Source organism: Halalkalibacter oceani (genome assembly GCF_040544555.1).
Taxonomy (GTDB): Bacteria; Bacillota; Bacilli; order Bacillales; family Bacillaceae_D; genus Halalkalibacter; species Halalkalibacter oceani.
This window is the reverse complement of sequence record NZ_JBEPKD010000007.1, coordinates 152391-175489: the sequence shown is the minus strand read 5'-3', so window position 1 is coordinate 175489 and position 23099 is coordinate 152391. Positions and strand designations below refer to the sequence as shown.

Annotated in this window: 22 protein-coding genes and 2 other annotated features; of the genes, 3 read left to right on the top strand and 19 right to left on the bottom strand. The window is 41.6% G+C overall.

Annotated features, from left to right (window positions below):
- Positions 1–34 precede the first annotated feature (34 nt).
- From pheT to ABMB67_RS10495, 3 genes are all read right to left on the bottom strand, one after another.
- Positions 35–2461 (bottom strand): phenylalanine--tRNA ligase subunit beta, encoded by a 2427-nt coding sequence (gene pheT, locus ABMB67_RS10505; protein ID WP_354572028.1) that lies wholly within the window; start codon positions 2459–2461, stop codon positions 35–37.
- Between the two features lie 36 nt (positions 2462–2497).
- Entirely contained in the window at positions 2498–3532 is a 1035-nt protein-coding gene (pheS, locus tag ABMB67_RS10500; protein ID WP_354572027.1) for a phenylalanine--tRNA ligase subunit alpha, read from the bottom strand.
- A gap of 139 nt (positions 3533–3671) precedes the next feature.
- Positions 3672–3912: a binding site (T-box leader), on the bottom strand.
- Between the two features lie 62 nt (positions 3913–3974).
- Entirely contained in the window at positions 3975–4730 is a 756-nt protein-coding gene (locus ABMB67_RS10495; protein ID WP_251224689.1) for a TrmH family RNA methyltransferase, read from the bottom strand.
- 122 nt (positions 4731–4852) lie between these two features.
- On the opposite strand from ABMB67_RS10495, the gene sspI reads away from it, so the two are divergent.
- Entirely contained in the window at positions 4853–5059 is a 207-nt protein-coding gene (gene sspI / locus ABMB67_RS10490; protein ID WP_251224688.1) for a small acid-soluble spore protein SspI, read from the top strand.
- A gap of 72 nt (positions 5060–5131) precedes the next feature.
- On the opposite strand, the gene ABMB67_RS10485 is transcribed toward sspI, so the two are convergent.
- The gene (locus ABMB67_RS10485; RefSeq protein ID WP_354572026.1) at positions 5132–6217 is read right to left on the bottom strand and encodes a M42 family metallopeptidase; all 1086 of its coding nucleotides are present in this window, start codon (positions 6215–6217) and stop codon (positions 5132–5134) included.
- Between the two features lie 75 nt (positions 6218–6292).
- A complete protein-coding gene (locus tag ABMB67_RS10480; RefSeq protein ID WP_354572025.1) occupies positions 6293–6781 on the bottom strand; it encodes a dUTP diphosphatase in 489 nt (162 codons plus the stop codon).
- 159 nt (positions 6782–6940) lie between these two features.
- On the opposite strand from ABMB67_RS10480, the gene ABMB67_RS10475 reads away from it, so the two are divergent.
- Positions 6941–7324, top strand: a complete 384-nt coding sequence (locus ABMB67_RS10475; RefSeq protein ID WP_251192407.1) for a sigma-w pathway protein ysdB — start codon at positions 6941–6943, stop codon at positions 7322–7324.
- 84 nt (positions 7325–7408) lie between these two features.
- On the opposite strand, the gene ABMB67_RS10470 is transcribed toward ABMB67_RS10475, so the two are convergent.
- Entirely contained in the window at positions 7409–7987 is a 579-nt protein-coding gene (locus tag ABMB67_RS10470; protein ID WP_354572024.1) for a TVP38/TMEM64 family protein, read from the bottom strand.
- 25 nt (positions 7988–8012) lie between these two features.
- The gene (locus ABMB67_RS10465; RefSeq protein WP_354572023.1) at positions 8013–8159 is read right to left on the bottom strand and encodes a DUF1294 domain-containing protein; all 147 of its coding nucleotides are present in this window, start codon (positions 8157–8159) and stop codon (positions 8013–8015) included.
- A gap of 337 nt (positions 8160–8496) precedes the next feature.
- Here ABMB67_RS10465 and ABMB67_RS10460 point away from each other — a divergent pair, with 337 nt between their 5' ends.
- Complete coding sequence (locus ABMB67_RS10460) at positions 8497–8787, top strand: DUF1294 domain-containing protein (RefSeq protein WP_235831246.1); 291 nt, start codon at positions 8497–8499, stop codon at positions 8785–8787.
- 100 nt (positions 8788–8887) lie between these two features.
- Here the strand turns inward: ABMB67_RS10460 and ABMB67_RS10455 are convergent, their stop codons facing one another.
- The 12 genes from ABMB67_RS10455 to ytxC all read right to left on the bottom strand — a co-directional run bounded on the left by ABMB67_RS10455 (position 8888) and on the right by ytxC (position 22987).
- Entirely contained in the window at positions 8888–11017 is a 2130-nt protein-coding gene (locus ABMB67_RS10455) for a heavy metal translocating P-type ATPase (RefSeq protein ID WP_354572022.1), read from the bottom strand.
- Entirely contained in the window at positions 11010–11378 is a 369-nt protein-coding gene (locus tag ABMB67_RS10450; protein ID WP_061794255.1) for an ArsR/SmtB family transcription factor, read from the bottom strand. Before ABMB67_RS10450 ends, ABMB67_RS10455 begins: the two co-directional genes overlap by 8 nt.
- 264 nt (positions 11379–11642) lie before the next feature.
- Positions 11643–12200 (bottom strand): hypothetical protein, encoded by a 558-nt coding sequence (locus ABMB67_RS10445; RefSeq protein WP_354572021.1) that lies wholly within the window; start codon positions 12198–12200, stop codon positions 11643–11645.
- Complete coding sequence (locus ABMB67_RS10440; RefSeq protein ID WP_354572020.1) at positions 12167–14044, bottom strand: site-specific integrase; 1878 nt, start codon at positions 14042–14044, stop codon at positions 12167–12169. The genes ABMB67_RS10445 and ABMB67_RS10440 overlap by 34 nt, the downstream gene beginning before the upstream one ends.
- Complete coding sequence (locus tag ABMB67_RS10435; protein ID WP_354572019.1) at positions 14041–16461, bottom strand: hypothetical protein; 2421 nt, start codon at positions 16459–16461, stop codon at positions 14041–14043. The genes ABMB67_RS10440 and ABMB67_RS10435 overlap by 4 nt, the downstream gene beginning before the upstream one ends.
- Positions 16439–17812, bottom strand: coding sequence for a tyrosine-type recombinase/integrase (locus ABMB67_RS10430; protein WP_354572018.1), 1374 nt, complete (start codon positions 17810–17812; stop codon positions 16439–16441). The genes ABMB67_RS10435 and ABMB67_RS10430 overlap by 23 nt, the downstream gene beginning before the upstream one ends.
- 188 nt (positions 17813–18000) lie before the next feature.
- Entirely contained in the window at positions 18001–18186 is a 186-nt protein-coding gene (locus ABMB67_RS10425) for a DUF1294 domain-containing protein (protein ID WP_354572017.1), read from the bottom strand.
- A gap of 148 nt (positions 18187–18334) precedes the next feature.
- Positions 18335–18694 carry a 50S ribosomal protein L20 gene (rplT, locus tag ABMB67_RS10420; RefSeq protein ID WP_251192404.1) on the bottom strand — a complete coding sequence of 120 codons (360 nt, stop codon included), beginning with the start codon at positions 18692–18694 and terminating at the stop codon, positions 18335–18337.
- Between the two features lie 37 nt (positions 18695–18731).
- Positions 18732–18932, bottom strand: a complete 201-nt coding sequence (gene rpmI, locus ABMB67_RS10415; protein WP_251224683.1) for a 50S ribosomal protein L35 — start codon at positions 18930–18932, stop codon at positions 18732–18734.
- 36 nt (positions 18933–18968) lie between these two features.
- Positions 18969–19472 carry a translation initiation factor IF-3 gene (gene infC, locus ABMB67_RS10410; protein WP_251192580.1) on the bottom strand — a complete coding sequence of 168 codons (504 nt, stop codon included), beginning with the start codon at positions 19470–19472 and terminating at the stop codon, positions 18969–18971.
- A gap of 105 nt (positions 19473–19577) precedes the next feature.
- Positions 19578–19699: a sequence feature (ribosomal protein L20 leader region), on the bottom strand.
- 130 nt (positions 19700–19829) lie between these two features.
- Positions 19830–21758 carry a threonine--tRNA ligase gene (gene thrS / locus ABMB67_RS10405; protein WP_285890608.1) on the bottom strand — a complete coding sequence of 643 codons (1929 nt, stop codon included), beginning with the start codon at positions 21756–21758 and terminating at the stop codon, positions 19830–19832.
- A gap of 362 nt (positions 21759–22120) precedes the next feature.
- Positions 22121–22987, bottom strand: a complete 867-nt coding sequence (ytxC, locus tag ABMB67_RS10400) for a putative sporulation protein YtxC (protein WP_251224682.1) — start codon at positions 22985–22987, stop codon at positions 22121–22123.
- Positions 22988–23099 lie beyond the last annotated feature (112 nt).

Here is a 23099-nt window from a genome sequence, read left to right as displayed (position 1 = left end):
TGAGGCAGGCTCCGTAAATGGAATTAATTCCTACTTATTGACTTCCTCGCAGCTTCGCCCCGACTTGTTCAAGCTCAGCAATGACACGATCATGGACGCTCGTCACGTCTTCATCGGTTAACGTCCGTTCGGGATCAAGGTACGTTAATGAGAAAGCAAGTGATTTTTTGCCAGGTTCCATATGCTCACCTTGATAAAGGTCAAAGAGATAAACCTTTTTCAACAAGTCTCCCCCGGCTTGCTTAATGACCGCTTCAAGCTCGCCAGCCGTGCGCTCTGTCGGAACGACAAGGGCGATATCGCGCACCATCGCCGGGAAGCGCGGTAACGGCTCGTAAACCATCGGTGCTGTTTCAAATGTCAGCAACGCTTGAAGATCAAGCTGGTAAACATACGTTTCCTTCAAATCCTTTTCCTTTTGCACAGTCGGGTGGATCTGTCCGAGAAAGCCGATTTCTTCCTCATTCAATTTGATCACGGCCGTCCGGCCCGGATGCATGCCAGGCTTCTTCGCCTGTTCAAACTGAATATGCTCCGCAAGCCCGAGCTCTGCTGCCAACGCTTCAAGCACCCCTTTCACGACATAGAAGTCAACCGCCTTCTTTTCCCCCTGCCAGACGTGCTCATGCCATAGCCCGGTTAGAGCGCCGGCAAGCATTTCGCGTTCCTGCGGCTGGCTGGAAAGCTGCTTTTCCTCACTTAAAAAGATCGAACCAATTTCATAAATATGAACGTGCTGATTTTTCCGATTTAAATTATAGCTGATCACATCGAACAGGTGAGGAACTAGGCTCGTTCTCATCGTACTGCGATCCTCACTCATCGGCATCGCCAGCCTAACGGCATTCGCCTCTTTATCCGTCGCAAACCCGCGCGCTTTCTCCGGGCTTGTCAATGAATAGGTGATGACCTGTGACAGTCCCGCCTGTTCAAGCACCCTGCGGGCGAGACGGCGCTTTTGCTGATAAGGCGTTAACGCGCCCTGGGTCGTCGCACCAGTTGGCAGCGTTGTTGGGATATGATCGTAGCCGAAAAGACGGGCTACTTCTTCCATCAAATCCTCTTCAATTTGCAAATCGAGACGGCGTGATGGCGCCGTTACCCGCAATTGCTGCTCTGCTTCTTCATAGGCAAAGCCGAGCCGGTCCATAAACGTTTTCACTTCTGCGATTGAAATATTCATGCCAAGACGCTCATTCAGCCGGTTCATATCGAGATTGATGACAGCAGGCTGATGACTAAGCTCGTCCTGTTCCACAACGCCGGAAACAATCGTCCCACCGGCCAGCTCGGCAATCAGAGCGGCCGCCCGCTTGCCCGCTTCACGGACTCGGTTCGGATCGACGCCCTTTTCAAAGCGGGCGCTCGCGTCACTTCGCAGCCCGAGATCGCGGGAAGCCTTACGGATCGTCGCCGGATCAAAATAAGCCGCTTCAAGCAGGACCGTCGTCGTAGCCTCACTGACCTCAGAAGTTGCCCCTCCCATGATCCCGGCTATCGCCACCGGCTCCTTGCCATTTGTAATCACAAGATGGTCGCTTGTCAACGTCCGCTTCTGGTCGTCAAGCGTGATGATTTCCTCCTTGTCATGAGCGCGGCGCACAAGGACTTCCTTTGAGCCGAAGCGGTCATAATCAAAGGCGTGCAACGGCTGACCATATTCAAGCAGCACATAATTCGTTACATCCACGACATTGCTGATCGGCCGGATTCCCGCTGCCATTAAGCGAGTTTGCAGCCAAAGCGGTGACGGCCCGACCTTGACGTCCTTAATGATCGTCGCGCCGTAATACGGGTTATCTTCCTTCGCTTCAACCGCCACGCTGACATAGTCCTCCGCCCGTTCTTCGTTCGTCGCCAGCTCCACTGCCGGCAGCTTGACCTTCTTATCGTAGAGCGCCGCAATCTCATAAGCAACACCGAGCATATTGAGACAGTCCGAGCGGTTCGGAGTTAAATCGAGCTCAAGCACATGATCATCAAGGTTCAACGCTGCAAGCGCATCGCTCCCGACCTCGACTTCGCCCTGAAACACATAAATCCCATCGACGTACTCTTTCTGGATCAACTTCTGATCGATACCCAGCTCTTGTAACGAACAGATCATCCCTTGCGATACTTCTCCACGCAGCTTCGCTTTTTTGATTTTGAAATTGCCCGGCAGTACGGCACCAACCTTGGCGACAGCGACATACTGCCCCTTGGCGACATTCGGCGCTCCGCAGACGATCTGGACAGGCTCCTCTTCACCAATATCAACCTGGCATACATTGAGCTTGTCCGCATTCGGATGCTGCTGGCACTCCTTGACATAACCGACAACGACGCCGGATACCCCTTGATTTAATTGATGAATGAAATCAATTTCAATTCCGCCGCGCGTCATTTTTTCAGCAATTTCCTGCGGCGTTACTTCCGCGACATCGACGTAATCCTGTAACCATTTATATGAAACGAGCATCTCATTTCCTCCTTCAATATCTCCTGTTAAATCGGTCTAGTTCCGTTTGAATTGCGCTAAAAAACGAACATCGTTTGTATAGAAGTGGCGAATGTCATCAATATCATACTTCAGCATCGCCAAGCGCTCGACACCCATTCCAAAAGCAAAGCCGCTGTATTTCGTTGAATCAAATCCGCTCATTTCAAGCACACGCGGATGAACCATACCGGCTCCGAGCACTTCAATCCAGCCAGAATGCTTACAAATCCGGCAGCCATGACCGCCACACATTCCGCACGATACATCAACCTCAACAGAAGGCTCGGTAAACGGGAAAAAGCTTGGACGAAGACGAATCTCTCTTTCCGCTCCGAAAAAGGATTTCGCAAACGTTTCAAGAACCCCTTTCAAATCGCTCATCCGCACGTTCTCATCCACGTATAAGCCCTCAATCTGCATAAATTGATGAGAATGCGTCGCATCATCATCATCGCGCCGGAACACTTTCCCCGGACAAATGACTTTCACCGGCCCTTTTCCTTGATAACGTTCCATCGTTCTCGCCTGAACCGGCGATGTATGGGTCCGCAGCAAAAGCTCTTCCGTGAAGTAGAACGAATCCTGCATATCGCGGGCGGGATGATCCTTCGGCAGATTTAATGCTTCAAAGTTATAATAATCCGTCTCAATTTCAGGTCCTTCGGCAACAGAGAAGCCAAGACCGATAAAGGCATCCTCCACCTCTTCGACGACAGCCGTTAAAGGATGAGTGGAACCGGCCTGAACCGGACGGCCCGGTAAAGTGACATCAATGCTTTCGCTTGCGAGCTGGGCTTCAATCGCCGCTTCCTCGAGCGCTGCTTCCTTGCTGTCGACCTGTTCTTTGATCGCATCACGGACATCGTTGGCCATCTGACCAATGACAGGACGCTCCTCCGCCGATAATTTCCCCATGCCGCGCAATACTTCCGTAATCGGGCCTTTTTTTCCTAAGTAGGCGACCCGAACCTCCTGCAATGCTTTTTTGTCCTCGGCCTGCTTGACCTTTTCTAACGCTTCATCACGTAACGCTTCTAATTTTTCACGCATCTGTTTTCCTCCTTCTTTTCGACCATGAACTTGCTTTTGCTCCACACCCGCTTCGGGCTTCTTTCGGGCATCCGCTAACCGCACGACGCCCTCCCTCAAATCTTCCTGGAAATCGTCAAAAAAAGAGCCCTCAATCCCGGTAAGGGACGAAGACTCTCGCGGTACCACCCTAATTAACGCAGAAAAGTGGCGCTTCCCTGCATTCGCTCCATTGACTTAACGGCCATAAACCGGTACATCTTCACGAGAATCCATCTCCCGTGCTCCGATGCCTGCTCCAGAGCGAATTCGGAATTCCCTGCTATAAGAATGCTTTCAGTCAAGGCATTCTCTCCCTGCATAGCGGTGTCATTCGTACTACTCTCTTTCGTCGCATTTTGCTTTTTTCACTTGTATGATGATCGCTTTTTCATTATAGAAAAACTTCAGCGCCGATGCAACCTTATCCTCGTAAATAATAAAGGAGAATGCCGGTTGCCACGGCGACATTTAATGACTCCGCTTCTCCATAGATCGGAATGTACAAATTCTGGTCAGTCAGCTCGAGCAGCTCCTCTGACACCCCTTCTCCTTCATTTCCCATCAGCAGCGCGAAATCACGCTGCGGCTCAATCGCCGAATAAGAGCTGGCGCCTTTTAGAGCAGTGCCGAAAACAGGGATTTGCGCCTGTTTACATCGCTCCACCCAGTCCACTAAATCTCCTTTCAGCACCGGCAAGTGGAAAATCGAGCCTTGCGACGCTCGAATCAGCTTCCCATTAAAAATATCGACACAGCCGTCGCCTACAATGACACCGGTTAAGCCGGCGCTGTCTGCCGTCCTAATCATCGTTCCCAAATTCCCTGGATCCTGAACGCGATCCACTAGCAGATACTTTCCTTCCGTAATCTCGGCATCCGGCGTTTCAGGAAGCTCACATACGGCGATAACGCCCTGGGGCGTTTCCGTTTCAGCCAGCTCCTTCATCACTTGCGGACTGATCATAATGACGTCAAGCTCAGCCAGCGGCCACTCTTGGGGCGGGATCGTTTCATCGGTCAGCAGCACTGTATTTACTTTGATCGAGGCCCGTAACGCCTCTTCCACAAGATGAAAGCCTTCGACAAGAAACTGTCCGGCTTTCTCGCGCCCTTTTTTCGTATGAAGCTTTTTCCAGGCTTTTATTTGCTCATTTTTGCTCGAATCAATCCTTCGCATACGGTACTCCTTTACCTGTCTGTTCTATCCCTCATCATACCGATTTTTACAAACATAATCCAGTCTGATTTCAGCCATACTACAAGGAGAAAGAATCATGAACTGGAAAGGAGGGCACAAAGATGGGCTTTAACCTTCGTGGTGCGATTATGGCCAACATTCAGGGCAGCTCTGAAGAGGATGTCGAAGCAACAATTCTCGATGCCATTCAGCGTGGAGAAGAAAAAATGCTGCCGGGTCTTGGCGTGTTATTTGAAGTATATTGGAAAAACGCAGACGAGCAGCAAAAAGAAGAAATGTGCCAGCAAATCAGCCAGGGGCTGCAATAAACAGATAGAGGGATTACCGCCAACAGTGCCAGCTTTGACGGTAATCCCTCTTGATTTTTTTTGAGCCAACCATTAATCAAATGTAAGCTTTTCCACCGTTTCGCGATCGAGCTTTTTGATGACCTCCACGAGCAGCTTCACCGTATTTTCATAATCATCGCGGTGCAGAATCGCGGCGTGAGTATGAATGTAGCGGGTCGCGACTGTAATTGACAGCGCCGGAACGCCGTTCGCCGTTACGTGAATCGCGCCGGAATCCGTGCCCCCTCCGGCCATCGAGTCATATTGATACGGAATGTCATGCTCATCAGCAGTTGCCGTTACAAATTCACGCAAGCCTTTGTGCGAAATCATCGAAGCATCATACAAGACGATTTGCGGCCCTTCGCCCATTTTGGCGAGAGCTTCTTTTTCCGTTACCCCAGGCGTGTCGCCGGCGATGCCGACATCAATCCCGAAGCCGATATCCGGCTGAATCAAATGCGCTGATGTCCGCGCGCCTCTTAAGCCGACCTCTTCCTGAATCGTTCCGACTCCATACACCGTATTCGGGTGCTTTGCATCCTTCAATTCGCGCATGACATCAATCGCAATCGCGCAGCCAATCCGATTATCCCACGCTTTTGCCATCAAATACTTTTCATTCTTCATGACGGTGAATTCACAAACCGGGACGACCGAATCGCCAGGACGCACGCCGAATTCAAGCGCTTCCTCTTTGCTTGAGGCGCCAATATCAATGAACATATCCTTTTTATCAACCGGCTTCTTCCGGACATCGGCTGGAAGAATATGCGGCGGCTTTGAACCGATTACCCCCGGAATGTTCCCTTCCTTTGTCATGACTGTAACGCGTTGGGCCAGCATCACCTGCTCCCACCAGCCGCCGACGGTTTGAAAGCGGAGAAAGCCTTTGTCATCAATGCTTGTGACCATAAAGCCGATTTCATCGAGATGACCGGCAATCATAATTTTCGGGCCGTCCGCCTGACCGACCTTTTTGGCGACAAGGCTGCCAAGCTTATCAGTCGTCACCTCGTCGGCATATGGCTGAATATAGCTTGTCATCACTTCTCTCACTTCACGCTCATCTCCTGAAATGCCGTTCGCATCAGTCAGGTCTTTTAGCATTTGCAGACGTTCATCAAGCTTCTTCATTATGTACATTCCTCCTATGATCAAGTAGTGACTTATTAGTAGTATACATAAAAAGCGTGGTCCTACTCACTTCATCTAATAACCGACATCCTGCCGTTCATGATTCACTTTATTTTTAGCCAAATAGCCGGCTTCGATTTCCTCGTGGGAAAAACCGAGCTGCTGGCCTAACGCCAGGAACGCTTCCATCAAAGCGTGATAGTTCTCTTCCGTCGGAGCAAGCTGCAGTCGGTGTGTCGTTTCCATCACGATGAGAAATTGCCCGGTCAGCGTTTCCTGATGGCCATATGACTGAAGCGGCTGCGGGTAGCGAAATCCGAGCGCCAGTCCGAGTGTCAGCACGAAATGCAAGCCGTCGACATACTCCTCCAAAATAACACCTCGCTCAGAGGCCGACTTGCGGCTCCAATATTTAAAGCAGCGCGTTTCGTTCGCCAGTTCGCCAAGCTCCACAAGAAGCGCCAGCTGCTGCTCCTGAAACAAATCAGCCTGCGTCAGCTGATGCTCGGTCATAATCCGGTTGTTTAATGTCTCCTGGATGTCAAATAGCTTCTGAATATCCAACGTTATCCCTCCCCTTGAACTTGATTATAACAATTTTTTTCAAAAAAGATGCAACCAAATCTTTTCTGATTCGTATAACTGAATAACTACTTTACTTCCTTTATAAAAGTATGTCAAAATCATTCTATTCACTGATCCCTCATAAAGGAGGAATGAAACATGGTCATTCTCTTTCGTTTCTTAATTTTATTAGCTCTTATAATCCTGGCTTATTCGGCCTTAAAGTATTTATTTCACCCGCGCCGCAAGCTTGAGCAGGCGCATGAACGCCAGCAGTTTTTCTTTTACGATGATGAGAAGGACGTCAGGAAAAACTTCCTCCTCACCTACAAAGGTGTGATGTTTGAAGGGGAAAAATATTTAGGGACGACAGAGGACTCCTTCGAGATTGTTTCCGTCTATATTTGGGCGAGACAAACCGACCGGCTGAACGGATTTTCCAAAGAGGATTTTCAATTTATTGCCGATGATGTTCATCTTCGCTACCCGAATGCAAAAATCGAATGGAAAAGCCCGATTAAAGAGCTGCTGCGAAAAGAATAAGCAAGAGGGGTGTGCCAAAGGGGAAAATACCCTTTTTGACACACCCCGTCTTTTTCATTACGAAGCTTATGAGACAGCTCCCACTCATTCTTTCTTCTCCGCAAAAAAGCCGGCCCAGCTGACAGACGTTGTGCGCTTCGGCCGAAAAAAGAGAAACAGCAACGTCAAAAAAAGAATAAATACGACCGTACCGACGAGCGGCAGTGCATGCAGCATATCACCAAAGGATGTATAAACAATCGCCGGTGGAATACTGACGATAAAGGATTGCTGTGTATACTTTTTAACATTGTCTGTCGTTTCCATAATATAAAGCGACACAAGATGGAAATGAACAAACGGCATCAGTCTCATCACCATCATTTGCGGCAATGTCAGGCGATATTCATCTTTCAGCATGCGCCGTTTTAAAGCAGCGACCTTTTTCCTGACACCCGGAAAGAGATAAACGAGCCAATAAAAAACGAAGCTGACTGCTGTCAGACCGACAATCGAGTAGAGTGAGCCGGCCAACGTCCCGAATAAATATCCGCCTAGCAGACAAATAAACAGAACCGGAATGAAGAAAATCTGTCTGACGACATGGAGCAGAATAAAAAACAGCGGGGCGAGCCAACCGCTTTGCTCAATTACGAATAAAGACTTTCTTAGAAACTCTTCCATTGTCAGCTCCACCTCCTCTACTACATTATGCTTGTATCGCTGAAATGATGAAGGCGAGCGCCAGCACCTGGATCACGATAATAAGCGGTACCCCGATCATAAAACGCTTATGCTTCGTTTTATGATGAAAAAATCTCATTCCTACATTATGATAAGTGGGATTATTGTACATTCATACTCTAACTCGATTATTATTGGCTTTTTAGTAAAATTAGATCAATTTTACTTTTGGACAAAAAAACTATTATTATTTTCTACTATGATAAAATAATTGGATTAATATTGGTAAATTGGTTCAATATCGTGTTCTTTTTCACATGAAAAAATTGGACAATTTTCACCATGTAAATCTACATTAATAATATGACCTTAATTCTTTCCTTTTTGCTACTCGCCCCATAAAATCGAATCTTATTCAAATTTCGGTTATAATTATTTGTGGTTCATAAAATTAACTCCTTTACATAATTCAAATAATTGAGATTTAAAGGAATAAGATGGAGGTTAATTTGGAATTGATTTTTCTTGTATTTGTATACTTATTTTTCATTAATACTGTTGGTATGGTATTGATGTACCTAGATAAAAAAAAGGCTATCAAAGGGGAGTGGAGAATTAAAGAAAAAACATTATTTAAAATTGCGTTGTTGGGTGGCTCTGTTGGAATTTTGCTAGGCGGCCAGCAATTTCGGCATAAAACCCACCATAATTCATTCAAATATGGAATTCCGGTTATCATTACATTCCAAATCGCATTGATCATCTTTGCCATTTATTTCTTTCAAAATAACCCCATTTGATGAAAGGACATAAAATGCAATTCACCAATAATCCCCAAAACTAAATAATGGTTTTATCATAAAAAGGGATAACGTTCTGCTATCCCTTTTACATATGATTCTATTCTTTTACTTTTAGCAATCGTAAACTGTTTAATGTTACAAGTAACGTTGCTCCCATATCAGCAAATATCGCTATCCATAGTGTTAACCAACCGGGCATGACTAACAGTAATGCCACTAATTTAATCGCTAAAGAGAAGGTAATGTTTTGCTTGATGATTGTTAAAGCCTTTCGGCTTAATTTTATTGTATATGGTAATCTACTCAAATCATCAGACATTAATGCGATGTCAGCCGTTTCTAAAGCTGTATCAGTTCCAGCACCACCCATCGCTACACCAACAGTAGATGCTGCAAGTGCTGGAGCATCGTTCACGCCATCTCCGACCATTCCCACACTTTGATGCTTTTCTCGAAGTTCTTTAATGAAATTCAACTTATCCTCTGGAAGTAAATCAGCTTTAATATCAGAAACACCAATTTGTTTTCCAATTGCACTTGCAGTTCTTTGATTATCACCTGTAAGCATTACTGTTTCAATTCCAATATTATTCAATTTACCGATGACTTCTTTTGATGTTTCCCTAATTTCATCAGCTACAGCAATTAACGAAAGAATCTCTTTTTTCGTTCCTAGCACCATCACGGTTTTTCCTTGGGTCTGCATTTCTGTAATCTTTTGTTTTCTATCACTTTCAATGCTTCCATGCAATTCTTCAAAAAGTGCTGGGCTTCCGACATAATACATTTCGTTATTTACTTTGGCTTTTACACCTTTACCCGTAATGGATTGGAAGTCTTCAATCATTACATCATTAAAGTCTGATCCATTTTCTTCTGCTTTTCTCATAATTGCTGAAGCAAGTGGATGCTGCGATCCTTTTTCAATGGCTGCTGTTATGGTCATTAATTCATTTTCATTTCCACCATATGTCACAATGTCTGTTACAGCAGGAATCCCTTTTGTTAATGTTCCTGTTTTATCAAAGGCAATCGCTTTTAAGTGTCCTGCTTCTTCTAAATGGATACCACCTTTAATTAAAACACCATTTTTCGCTGCATTTCCAATTGCTGTAACAACAGCAACTGGAGTTGAGACTACTAAGGCACAAGGACAACCAACCACTAATACAGCTAATCCTTGATAAATCCATTGGCTCCAGTCTCCCCCAAATAATGGTGGAACTACCGCAATTAAAAGAGCTAGTATCACAATAGCTGGTGTATAGTATTTTGCAAATTTATCGACAAACGCTTGAGAAGGGGCCCGTTCTGCTTGAGCTTCTTCTACCAAGTGAATGATTTTTGAAAGAGTAGTATCTTCAACTCGTTTTGTTACTTTAACCTCAAGTAACCCTTCTTCATTCAAGGTTCCTGCAAATACTTCATCATCTGTGGTTTTCATTACTGGAACACTTTCACCTGTAATCGCAGCCTGATTTAATGCCGATGTGCCTTTAACCACTACTCCATCCATTGCTAACTTTTGACCGGGCTTAACAATCATGATGTCTCCAACTTGAATATCATCAACATGAATCATCATTTCTTCATTGCCACGTCGAATTAACGCTTCTTTTGGGGCAATATCCATTAAAGATTCAATAGATTGACGTGCTTTATCCATTGAATAACGCTCTAATGCTTCACTAATCGCAAATAGGATAACAACGGTTGCCCCTTCACCCCATTCACCAATGATTGCAGCTCCTATAATGGCAATAGTCATAAGCGTATTCATATCGAAATTTAATCTGCTTAGATTTTTGAGACCTTTAATGAATAACGAATATCCACCGATTAAAATGGACGCTGCATAACCAATTGTCGGTAGAACATGCTCCTCACCATACTGCTCTCCTAAGAACCAGCTAACTACAAGTAAAAGAGCTGATATATATACCTTAATATTTTCTTTCTGCTTCCAAAAAGGTTCTCGTTCTACCCTTTGTTCTTTTTCATCTCGAATTTTTAAATTTTCAAATGCTCCTGCTTTTTCTAATTCTTCAATTGTTGTCGTCCCTTTAACATAAACTTTAGATGCTCCGAAGTTTACTTTCGCATCCTGAACACCGGGAAGTTCTTTAACATTATTTTCAAAAATGGCTGCACAGTTAGTACAAGTAAATCCTTGAACACGATAGGCTTTCATTTCTTCTTCAGCAAGTTTTGCTTTCTCACTAGACATTGCTCTTCACCTCTTTCTTATGTGCTAATGCAATCATCATAATTTGTCTGATATGCTCATCATCTAATGAATAAAATGCCAGTTTGCCTTCTTTTCTAAATTTCACAACCCCCTGTTTATGAAGGAAGCGTAAATGATGAGAAGCATTTGCAACTGTAACACCTACTATATTTGCGATGTCACACACACATAGTTCTTCATCTTGACACAAAGCATAGGTAATTTTTGCTCTATTTTCATCTGCAATAGCTTTTAACATTTGGGCAACACTAACAATGTCAATTGCTTGTAAATCCCCTTGTATTCGATTGACTTTTTCTTCATCATAACAATAAATCTCACAGGTATCTTTTTTATTCATTATCTCACTCCATTCTCATTCAAGTCTTCATTTGATTATAGTATACTTCATTTAACCAAAAACATTCAAGTATATATTTGAATGAAATTAAAATAGGAATTTGTATAATTCTAACTCCTGATGTTCGTTTTTTTTAATTAACCTTTCTTAGCATAAAATTAAATCCACAATTTATTTATAAAAACAAAAAAACAAGCTATTCATTATAGCTTGTTTTCTATGAGTTTTTGCGTTCAACTATCCTCTAATTCCTTAGATTTTAAATCAACTAAAGGATACAATTTTTTTATTATTCTGATCAGCAACTTCCTTACGCAATTTATTGTTTTCAATTTCTAATTTTTGAATATCCTTTTGTCTATCTTCTATTTTTTGGATAAGACGTTTATTTTCAGCTTCTAACTTTTCTATATATAATTTCATTTCGAAGCTGTCAACTACTTTCTGTCTTAATCCATCTATATACATGGAAAGCTCCCCTTTTTCACTTTTGAGCTTTTTAGTCCTATTTATATTCAAAATGTCTTCTTTTTCAATTTCTTGAATTCGTTTTTCAATATAGAGTTTTAATGTATTTGTATTTAGGTTAATCTGGCTTCTTGGTACTTTTGCCCCCGATGAAACAGAGGAAATAGATAGTTTATTAGACTGCTTTATTTGTTCTTTTAATTGTCTTTGTTTCATACAAAACTTTTGTAGATATTCTTCTAACAAGATCAATTGGTCCTGTATTTTTACGCTACTAATTTCACTTAATTCACCAATACCATATCTTAGAGTGTTTTCATTTACACACTCTCTAAGTTCAATGTCGATGCCCATTTGGTAATCTCCTTGTTAACATTTTCAATATCGGAAATTATGATTTCTAATTGTGGGTAAGAAGATAAGATGAATTCTTTTCCTTTCTCGTTCAAAATAGAAAGAAGTAATTCATGCTCTTGTAAAACCCGGTTTTGATAAAACTTAATTAAAGAAGAATATTCATTCTCATAATCCCTTTGATACTTTGAGTCCTGTTGAACTAATTCTTTGTTATGTTGAACGATTTTTGACTTATCAATAAATCGTTTATAGGTGAAATCAAACGATTCAATATTAGGTACTTTTGGACTTAGAAAATACCATTTTTCAAAGGTTGCAAGACGATATTGACGCTCACACAACATTCCTAAATGTTTAGTACATACCCCAACGATGCTTTCACGTAAGGGGTTATATTTTAAGGTATTGATAATTTCATCAATATCCTTAAAAATATTGAATTTCTTCTTTTGGAGAAATTTATTTATCTCTTCATATGCTTTAATTAATTCTGGTTCTGATAGTTCTTTTTTTATAAAGTGATTTTGATTGTTTAGTTCCAAACCTAATGAAGTTCCATCCTTCGTTGCCCGTTTGAATAATGTTTCCTTTATAAGTTCATCTCTAAAATAGTGCTTTGTCATTTCTTCAGTCAAATGATTCATATGCTCTCTTATCCATTGCAAACTAACTTTATCCTTTAGAATATTAGCCACGGCTACTCTAAATTGATGTGGATTTAAAGTATAAAAAGTATCACCTATTTTTGGAACATTTGGTAAGATTTTTGGGATTGTACCTTTTAAATAGCTGTCAATTTTCATTAAATGAATTTGGGCTTTTTCATACTCAGATATATGATCAAACAATTCATTTTGATTTCTATAAAAAAAGGTATCAAAGATGTTATCAAACGTTGTCCGACCATAAATCTTATTAAACTTGTTCAAAAATAGATAATTGGTGCTTCCCATTTCTCTCCCGTTTTTTGAAATTTTCACAAGAGTTTGGTAAGCCTGTACAGTTTCAGGAAAAGCGATTGTTTTAGTCCATTTGCCATTATTTTCAGCAGTTGTTTTAAAAGTAAAAAATTCAAGTATAAATGCTTTTGCTTTTTTGTTTAATATTGTAATGTCCTTCAATTTACCAGCTTCTAATCTATGGAGTTCTCCTTTTCTCATACCTGTGTGGGATAAAATAACAATTAGACACGCCATCATACGATCTTGTTTTCTAAGGCTTTCATCCTTCATATCTTTTAAGGCACATTTAACAACACGATTAAAAATTCTTTTTGGGATATTTGGTGTTTTATGAGCCTCTTTTTCCGCTTTTCTTTCTACTATTGGAACAGTAAGTGTCTTTTGAAACTCCGATAAATCTATGTCACATCCAGCAAATTGAACTTCCTGTAAAAACCTACCAACACCTTTAAGAAGCGTTGATAGATAATTTTTTGTAATATTATTTTTTTTAAGAGTTTCCACATATCCCTTGATGACCTCTGGTGTTAGGTATCTTAAATCATACATATATTTTTCTTTTTCCAGATAAAAAATGAATCTTCTTATCTCGTTGAATCTGCTATAAACTGTACTGCTTCTATTTCGTTTAGTAAACAGCTCACGCAGCATAATTTTTTTCAATAATACTCTAAACATTTTTGACTTGATAGGGGAAAAATCAAGTGGGTGTGCCTTTGGGTGTAGTTTATCGGCAATCTCCCATCTATTATCAGAAAACCTCAAATTTGTCCTAATCAAGAGTGGGGGTTCATCAATAAAATCACTTTTTAGGTAATTCTGTTGCCCAGATAATGTACTTGCATTATCTATATTCCATTCTATTTTCTCAGTGTTCATTTTTCCCCCTCCATAATCGAATACATTTTTGCTAAGTAACTTCCATACAACTCCATCAACCCCGAATAAAAGTTCCTTTCAGCAACCGAGGTCGCATTTTCTTTATTTTTTTTATAAACTTTCATTTTCTCTTCAAAATAATAACTACGTTCAACAGTTGTTACAAACTTTTTACAAGTCAAACATTTATAAAAACTATCTTCTTCCAGTTCAACTTTTATACATGGTTCACTTGCACAATTCCCTGCACCATCTTGAACAGGTGGCAAGTCTTTAACTGATTCAATATCCACAATTTCTCCCTGTAATTCATCATCCAAAATTGAAACTTCATAAAGTGCCTCAACATACCTTTTTGTATTCTCTCTATCACGATAATGTTTAGCTGCAACCCCGGCTGTGTTTCCTGTGATTACACCAACCTCTAATGTTGAAATAAGACCATCCTCAACCATTTGCCAAGCTCTCTCAATATATGTATCTCGTAAATTATTAGGGCTATACTGCAATCTAATTTTTTCTTGATCATATAAGTTCTTACAAACTTCTGTAAACAAACGAATAAATCTGCCCTTTATTCTAATCACTTTATTATCAAGATAGTAATGACTACAAATAAAAATATATTTTTTTAAAGGTGAATCTGCTTTTTCATAAATTGCTTGAGTTAGTTTTAAAGCCCTTTCAATTAATCGAATATGTTCTATCATGAAGACCTCTGTCTTATATTTTCTTCCAGAAGTCTTAGAGTAATATTTAATTGTGCCAAATTCCCCACTATCATCAATTGATACAATGCAATCTCTTTCTAATCCCAATATCTCACCGTGACGAAGTTTTGTTTCAATAGATAATTGTAAAACAATTAATAATATTTCATCTTCTTTTGTCTTTACTCTTCGAGTAAATTCCTTTTGTATTTTGGTAAAGTCTTCTGATGGAATTGGAATTCCACCCTTATTTTCAATTTGAATTGAACTGAATTGGTCAATACTCAACATAGTAATGCTATATTTTCGTTGAATATGTTTTAGATAACTGCGTATGATAACAATTCGTGACTTGGTTGTTTTATCGTTGTATTTTTCATTTGATATGAGACTTGCATGATAAAAAATTAAAAATCTGTTTGAAAAAGGCTTAACCTCACTTGAACCCAATAGTTTGTCGGATACCGTTAATGAAGGTTTTAAGGTTAATACTTTCATTTCATCTTGATAATACATTTCTGCTTGGTTTAAAAAGTCTACTAAGACATAAAAATGGTTGTAAGTACCTCGATATGTCAAATCAGATTTCCATATGTAATCTTTTAAGTCTTCTCTAAATTCGATATTGTGTACCTTCTCAAAGTTCATAAAGGAATTATTAATGTTTCCTATGTGAGTTCCACTTTTATTAAGGTCAGCAACAACAAACCACTTATCGCTTTCAGAATAGTCGCCTATTCCATTGGTGTTTACAACCTCATAGCCCTCTTCAAGACTTTTTTGATATAGGTTGTGTGTGAAAAGATCTCTGTTGAAAAAAAACGAATTGAATAACCTTTCTCCTGTTTCTTCTAAATACATATCATCTATGTATCTATAAAACATTGAGAGAAAAGGGTAGGCTTCACGTCTTCCAAGAGGATTATATTCATCATTCATGCGATTAAAATAGATCAATTGCTCTTTAAACGTTTTCTCGTTAAAATCCTCAAATCTATTAATTTTGTAGCCACTTAAACTATCCTCAAATAATGTAGTCATTACTCTATGTTGGATGGTAAATTTGAAACCGCTTTGTTGATCAAAAATCTCTAAAAAACTTTTCACAATACTAAATATAAACTTATTATCCGTAGGCATAAAAAAATTGCCGTACATGAACTTATTATGAGCGTAATAACCTATCTGTATAATTTGTCCAACCTTTGAATTAATAGGAAAATTGGTACTGATTCTTTCAATAAAAGGAGTTATATTAAGTTTTTTCTTACTTCTCAATTCAAACTCATATGGCAAGAACAGATTTCTATAATTTACTATAAACGATTTCACTTCGGGATTCGTAATCACATCAAAAGAGATGATATTTTGATATAAATTGCTAATCATCTCTCTTGATGTTTGAGAAAAATTACCAAGTTTAGAGATTTCATGAAAAATGAAACAATAATTTTCCCAATTAAAATCTTCTTGGCTTCGTATGTATTTTCCGATAATTAACAAAAATTTTTTGATATACAATAATTTCAAGTTTCCTCTTTTTGCTTTGAATTTCCGTTTCATCAGAATGTCGCAGGTGTCCTTAGTTTGAAGCCATTCCCAAATTAAATTTTTTATTTGCAAATCGGATTCAAGAGATGCAATTATTGAGATAATGGTCTCGTTTTCAATGTCAGTATAATAATCATTTGTTTTTGTCTTTATCATAAATCTCTTTGTACCTTTCGTTGTTTTTCCTCAATAATTCTACTTTATCTTCATCATCAGGATTATAATAGGCTTCGCAACTTTTCGGACTTGCATGACGAAGTTCTTTTTGCAACTCTAAAATTTGCATTCCACTTTTAACTCGTTTCATAGCGAAAGCATGTCGAAAACGATGGCTTAAATTAGTAGATTTAGAACCTTTATCTACATGAATCCCTGCTTCTTTAAAAATCCCCCGAAGAACATACCCCCATCCAGCCTGTGTAATAGGAGTATAGTGTTGGTGATTTAAAAAGATATATTGATTCTCATTGTTTACAAGGGGAGTCGTACTAACCCTGTCTGCTACTGCATTATTTTTTAGGTTTTCCCTTTTAATTGGACTTTTACTTAATAGAATGTCATCTCTCGATTCGTCTATGTATTCTTGAATCAATTCTGCCATTTCTTCTTCAATTAGAACCGTCTGGTATCCAAGGTGATTACCTTGTTCTCTATACCAAGCATCATTATATTCATCTTTCGATGTAGGAGTTATAACCCCTTTGGCCCTTTGTGTAGGCTTGTCAGACATTCTATCACGGATGATGAGGTTATAATAACCTTCTTTATATGATGGCACTATATCTTCAAATGTTAGCCCTAAAACCTCTCCTATACGCAGCCCATAATTATACATCAAATCAATAATCACTTTTTCACGTATCCCATAGCTTCTTTCAATTACATCCATAATTCTTTCGTATTGATAAGGCTTTATGTATTTCGGAACAGATTGTTGCTTAAATACTTTTTTATTTACCTTGTATCGTTCCTGTGTCCCTTTATGTGCATGTGCAAAGAATCCATTACCTATAGTTGTACCTATTTTTATCGTTTCAAACAAAAATGAATCTTTTATGCCATACATTTTCTCTAAAAAATTTCTATAAACATTTAGATAGTTGTTATATGTCTGATTGTCTCGTCTAACTCGAAGATCAACACTCCATACACTACCTTCTTTTTTTCCCCCTTCTAAAAACAAGCGTAGATCCCTAATATCACCGTTAGTTAAATTTTGCGGATTATCAATATGTACAAGTTCCAAAAAGGAGTAGAACACCTTTAAAGCTGAAAAAGCAGTTTCTCTTTTTTTATATTTGTCATCGCCAATCTTTTCATTCAAATAGATATTGGCATCTTCTATTAAGTTTCCTTTTAAATCTGTAATTATGAAGTAAGTTTTCCTTCTTACGGTTGATAGCTTTATAAAGCCAATTATCCCAAACTTTTGGATAAGCTCATTATTGCTGTCGTATCGTTCATAAACTGTTCCTAACGATGTTTGTCTATCCTTAATTACACCCATATAGTTTTACCCCCAAGGTATAAGGTCCTCGGTCTATCGACCTGCGGATACGCCTCCCGCTGTGGGCTACGTCCCCATCCAACTACAAATAGAACCTTTATGTTTTTCTTTATAACTGGATATAGACAATAACCCCACTAATCATAAGTATAGAACACCATAAAAAAATATCCAATACTTTCTTGAAATCATGTACAGATACTTGGCTTTTCATAACCGATATAGGAGCCTACGCTTCCGCCGATGATCGCCCAAAGAAAAAGCGTCCGCTCCGAAATGCGCCTCTGTCTCTTTCGGGCTTTCTGCTTATCGGCCCCTACAACAATGAAAGAAAGCACGTTCACGATTAACAAATAAAGGACTCCTGCTCCCATGTTTGGACACCCTTTCTAAAAAACCGCGTAGCGGCATCAGAAAAAAAGAGAGGGGCCCCAAAAAGCCGTAGGCTCCGGGACACCCTCTCTTCCTTTTTGTGAGATAACCCCTAGGCACTATATCCGCTGCTTCAGAGCTGTCTCTTCTTTATGCGTTAAGGCTTGCTTTTGCTTTTTCAGCAAGCTGAGCGAATGACTTCTCGTCATTGACAGCAAGGTCAGCAAGCATTTTACGGTTTACATTGATCTCAGCAAGCTTAAGACCGTGCATGAAACGGCTGTATGAAAGACCGTTCACGCGGGCAGCCGCATTGATCCGTGTAATCCACAGCTTACGGAAGTCGCGCTTCTTCTGGCGACGATCACGGTAAGCATAAAGCAAGGACTTCATTACTTGTCCTTGAGCTGATTTGAATAATGTATGTTTTGAACCGAAATATCCCTTTGCTAACTTTAAAACCTTCTTACGACGACGACGAGCGACATAACCGCCTTTTACTCTTGGCATCGCAGTTCCCTCCTTTTTTCTATCAGAAAAACATCAATTATTTTTTGTACGTTAACATTTCACGAATACGTTTGAAGTCACCAGAGTGAACAATCGCAGATTTGCGGAGCTTTCGCTTCTGCTTCGTTGATTTGTTTGCAAATAAGTGACTAGTGTAGGCGTGTGAACGCTTCAGCTTTCCAGATCCTGTTTTCTTGAAACGCTTTGCAGCGCCGCGATGAGTTTTCATTTTTGGCATAACTCAGGTCCTCCTTTAATCTACTTCAAATCGATGTTACTTCTCCACCTTTGGAGCCAAGATTAAGAACATGCTGCGTCCTTCCATCTTCGGCTTTGCCTCGATCGTGGCAACATCTTCACATTCTTTCGCCAGACGCTCTAATACCCGGCGTCCGATTTCGGAGTGGGTAATCGCCCGTCCGCGGAAGCGGATCGCAGCCTTTACCTTATCTCCCTTTTCCAGGAATTTACGCGCATTACGAAGCTTTGTGTTAAAGTCATTATCTTCAATCGTCGGGCTAAGACGAACTTCCTTGACGTTAATGATCTTTTGCTTCTTGCGTGTTTCCTTGTCTTTCTTTTGTTGTTCATAACGGAATTTTCCGTAGTCCATGATACGACACACAGGCGGTTTCGCAGTTGGAGCGACACAAACTAAATCAAGGTTGACATTCTGCGCCATTTCAAGCGCTTCCTGCTTCGACTTGACCCCAATCTGATCACCGTTTGCTCCAATAAGACGTACTTCACGCGCACGAATCCCTTCATTGACCAACATGTCTTTACTAATAATGAGCCACCTCCAAAGGATTTTAAACGGATCAAAGCACTTCACGCATATTGCTTCCATTCAGAAGAACGGAATGGTACATGCTCCTCATTCAATATAAAAAAAGTGCAGGCACAATACGCCCACACTTTGTTCATTTGAAAAATGAATGTTATTGTACCTGCCAACTGCATTCGCGTCAATCAGGTGAGAAGCGGGCGCTTCTGCTTTGTGTCCAATGTGTAATTGTTTACTTGACAACTATAGCATACCCGTTGATAGGTGTCAACTCGTTTAGCGACCGACCTATTTATTTTACCGTTAATAGGCTGAGATTGCAATGACGAATTTTCCCTGATTGTCTGCTTACTTCTTTACTTCCGCACTCAGCTGCTCAATGAACTGCTCGAGCGGGACGGATTGCGAGTCCTGCTCCCCGTACTTGCGGACGTTGACGGCGCCTGCTTCCATTTCCTTATCACCGATAACGAGCATATAAGGAATCTTCTGCATTTGCGCTTCGCGGATTTTGTAGCCGATTTTTTCATCGCGCTCGTCAATATGAACACGGGCCCCGAGCTGCTGCAACTGCTCCTGCACCTGTTTTGCATAGTCCAAATGGACATGCGGTGAGACCGGAATGACCTGAACCTGCACCGGCGCGAGCCATGTCGGGAAGGCCCCCTTGTATTCTTCAAGTAAAAAGGCAACAAACCGTTCCATTGTCGAGACGACGCCACGGTGGACGACGACTGGACGATGCTGCGCGCCATCCTCGCCGACATAGGTTAAATCAAAGCGCTCCGGCAGCAGGAAGTCAAGCTGGACTGTAGAGAGCGTTTCATCCTTGCCGAGAGCGGTGCGGACTTGTACATCGAGCTTCGGACCATAGAAAGCCGCTTCTCCTTCCGCTTCATAATAGTCGACATCGCCCAGCTCATCCATTGCTTCCTTCAGCATTCCCTGCGCTTTTTCCCACATCGCATCATCGTCGAAATATTTTTCCTTATCCTCTGGATCGCGATAGGAAAGACGGAACTTATATTCCTTGATGTCAAAATCCTCGTACACTTCGCGGATGAGGTGAACGACGCGCAGGAATTCCTCCTTGATCTGGTCAGGACGGCAGAAGATGTGCGCATCATTTAACGTCATCCCTCTGACACGCTGCAGTCCGGAGACCGCCCCCGACATTTCGTAGCGGTGCATCATTCCAAGCTCGGCTATCCGCAACGGAAGCTGACGGTAGCTGCGCATTTCCTGCTTGTACACCATCATATGGTGCGGACAGTTCATCGGGCGGAGAACAAATTCCTCGTTATCGCGCTCCATGACCGGAAACATATCGTCCTGATAGTGATCCCAGTGGCCCGACGTCTTGTACAGCTCGGCGCTGCCGAGAATCGGCGTATACACATGCTGGTAGCCCAGACGCTCTTCTTTATCGACGATATAGCGCTCGATAATGCGGCGCACCGTCGCTCCTTTCGGCAGCCAAAGCGGCAGTCCCTGACCGACCTTTTGGGAAAGGGCGAAAATACCAAGCTCTTTCCCAAGCTTGCGGTGATCCCGCTCCTTCGCTTCCTCGAGCAGACGAAGATGCTCCTGCAAGTCCTCCTTCTTAAAGAAAGCCGTCCCGTAAATACGCTGAAGCATTTTATTTTTGCTGTCGCCGCGCCAATACGCGCCCGCTAAACTGAGCAGCTTGAATTCCTTCACTTTATTCGTGCTCGGGATATGAACACCGCGGCATAAGTCGAAAAACTCTCCCTGCTCATAAATCGTCAGCTTTTCCCCTTCCGGAATCGCGCTGATTAATTCAAGCTTGTACGGATCACCGAGCTCTTCGTAAATCCGAATCGCTTCGTCCCTTGATACTTCAACGCGCTTGACCTCAAGATTTTCAGAAATAATCTTTTTCATTTCCTTTTCGATCTTCGGCAAGTCTTCTGCTGTAATGGATTCCTCAGCATCGATATCATAGTAAAAGCCGCCTTCAATGACCGGGCCTATTCCTAAATGAACATTTTTGTACAGCCGTTTAATCGCCTGGGCCATAATATGAGCCGTGCTGTGGCGCAAAATGTCGAGCGCATCCTCGCTATCCTGCGTGACAATTTCAATCTTTCCATCTGTTTGAAGCGGCGTTCTTACATCAACCAGTGTACCGTTGTGCTTCCCGGCCAGCGCTTTCTTTTTCAGCCCCGGACTAATCGAAGCCGCTACCTCTTCTGTCGTTGTCCCCTGAGGAAATTCCTTTACCGCGCCATCGGGAAACGTTAATTTCATTGCCATGACTATCCACTCCTTCTTTCTGATCTAATTAAAAACAACATAAAAAACACCCATCCCTCTATAGACATAGAAGGGACGCGTGTCATTCGTGGTTCCACCCTCATTCAAGACTGAAAAATTACTTTAGTCTCCTCATTGATGCAGGATAACGGCTGCATGCCGGCGCCAGTTTCCACATTAGGTGTTCCCCTCGCGCAGTTCAGAGGTGGTAAGCGTGCGATTCATGTTAAGAAGCTCCCAGCTTATTGCTTCTCTCTCTGAAAACAGAATTTCCGCAGCTCATGTCCTCGTCGTGACCCTTACTCATTTGACTGTTGATATGTAGTATTATAGGGAGCGCAAGCTGGAAAATCAAGAGGATTTCAAAAGTTGGTTGATTCTGGCTCGTAAGCCCGCAGTGGATAAAGGCGCAATCTTTCTTCAAAAATCGCCTGCAGCGTCAGGATGACACCGTCATCCGGCTCATCGGTGAAAAGATAAACTCTCCCCGGCAGCAGACTGACGAGCGGGCTGACAACCATTTCCTCGACCTCAAGCGCTTCTTCAAACATAAGCTCCACATTCAAGTGAAACAGCAGCTCCTCCCGTGTCAAACGACGAAAATGCTCATCATAGAGTGTGAAGCCTTGATCATGGACAATATGCAAACATGAAAATTTCGGCTGATGTGATTTCACATAGTGCCGGAGGTCAGCAATCATATTTTGATATTCCTGCTCAAGCATATATTCATCAATCGCCATTTCCACACAATCAATCAGCATCTCCCCATACTCCCGCAGACGAAAGGTCAGAAATGGCTCATAAAAGAAGCTCGTTTCTTCTTCGACATGATTGGCAAATGCTTCATAAATATAGGCGCGGCGATTGAAAAACGTCTTCATCATCGGCAGATCATCGCGATCTCCTTCTAAAATGGCTCGAGCAATGGTGATAATTTCCTGTTGCTCCTCCTTGGCTGTAAAATAGAACATCGTTTCGACGATATCGAGCAGCCACTCTTCTTCCTTCGTACTGATCACATAATCGGTCAGCACGGAAACGAGCAATGGATGAAAGGAATCATAGAAATTAACAAACTGATTTTCATAGTTCAGTAAAATCGTTGTTTCTCCTTCCCTTTTCACCGTTCCTTCCAATCCATAGGCAGCGTAATTTCGGATATACGTTCTTAGCTGATCTAACAGCTGCTTGCAATCATCGGTCTGTTCAAAATGGATTGCGATCAACGCTTATTCCCCCTTACCGTCTAACGAACTTCTTCTGCTTCATTTTTCCATAACCGTATTCAGACAGGCTCTACTCCATCCTATGACCGTTTTCCAAAAAACATGATGGGGA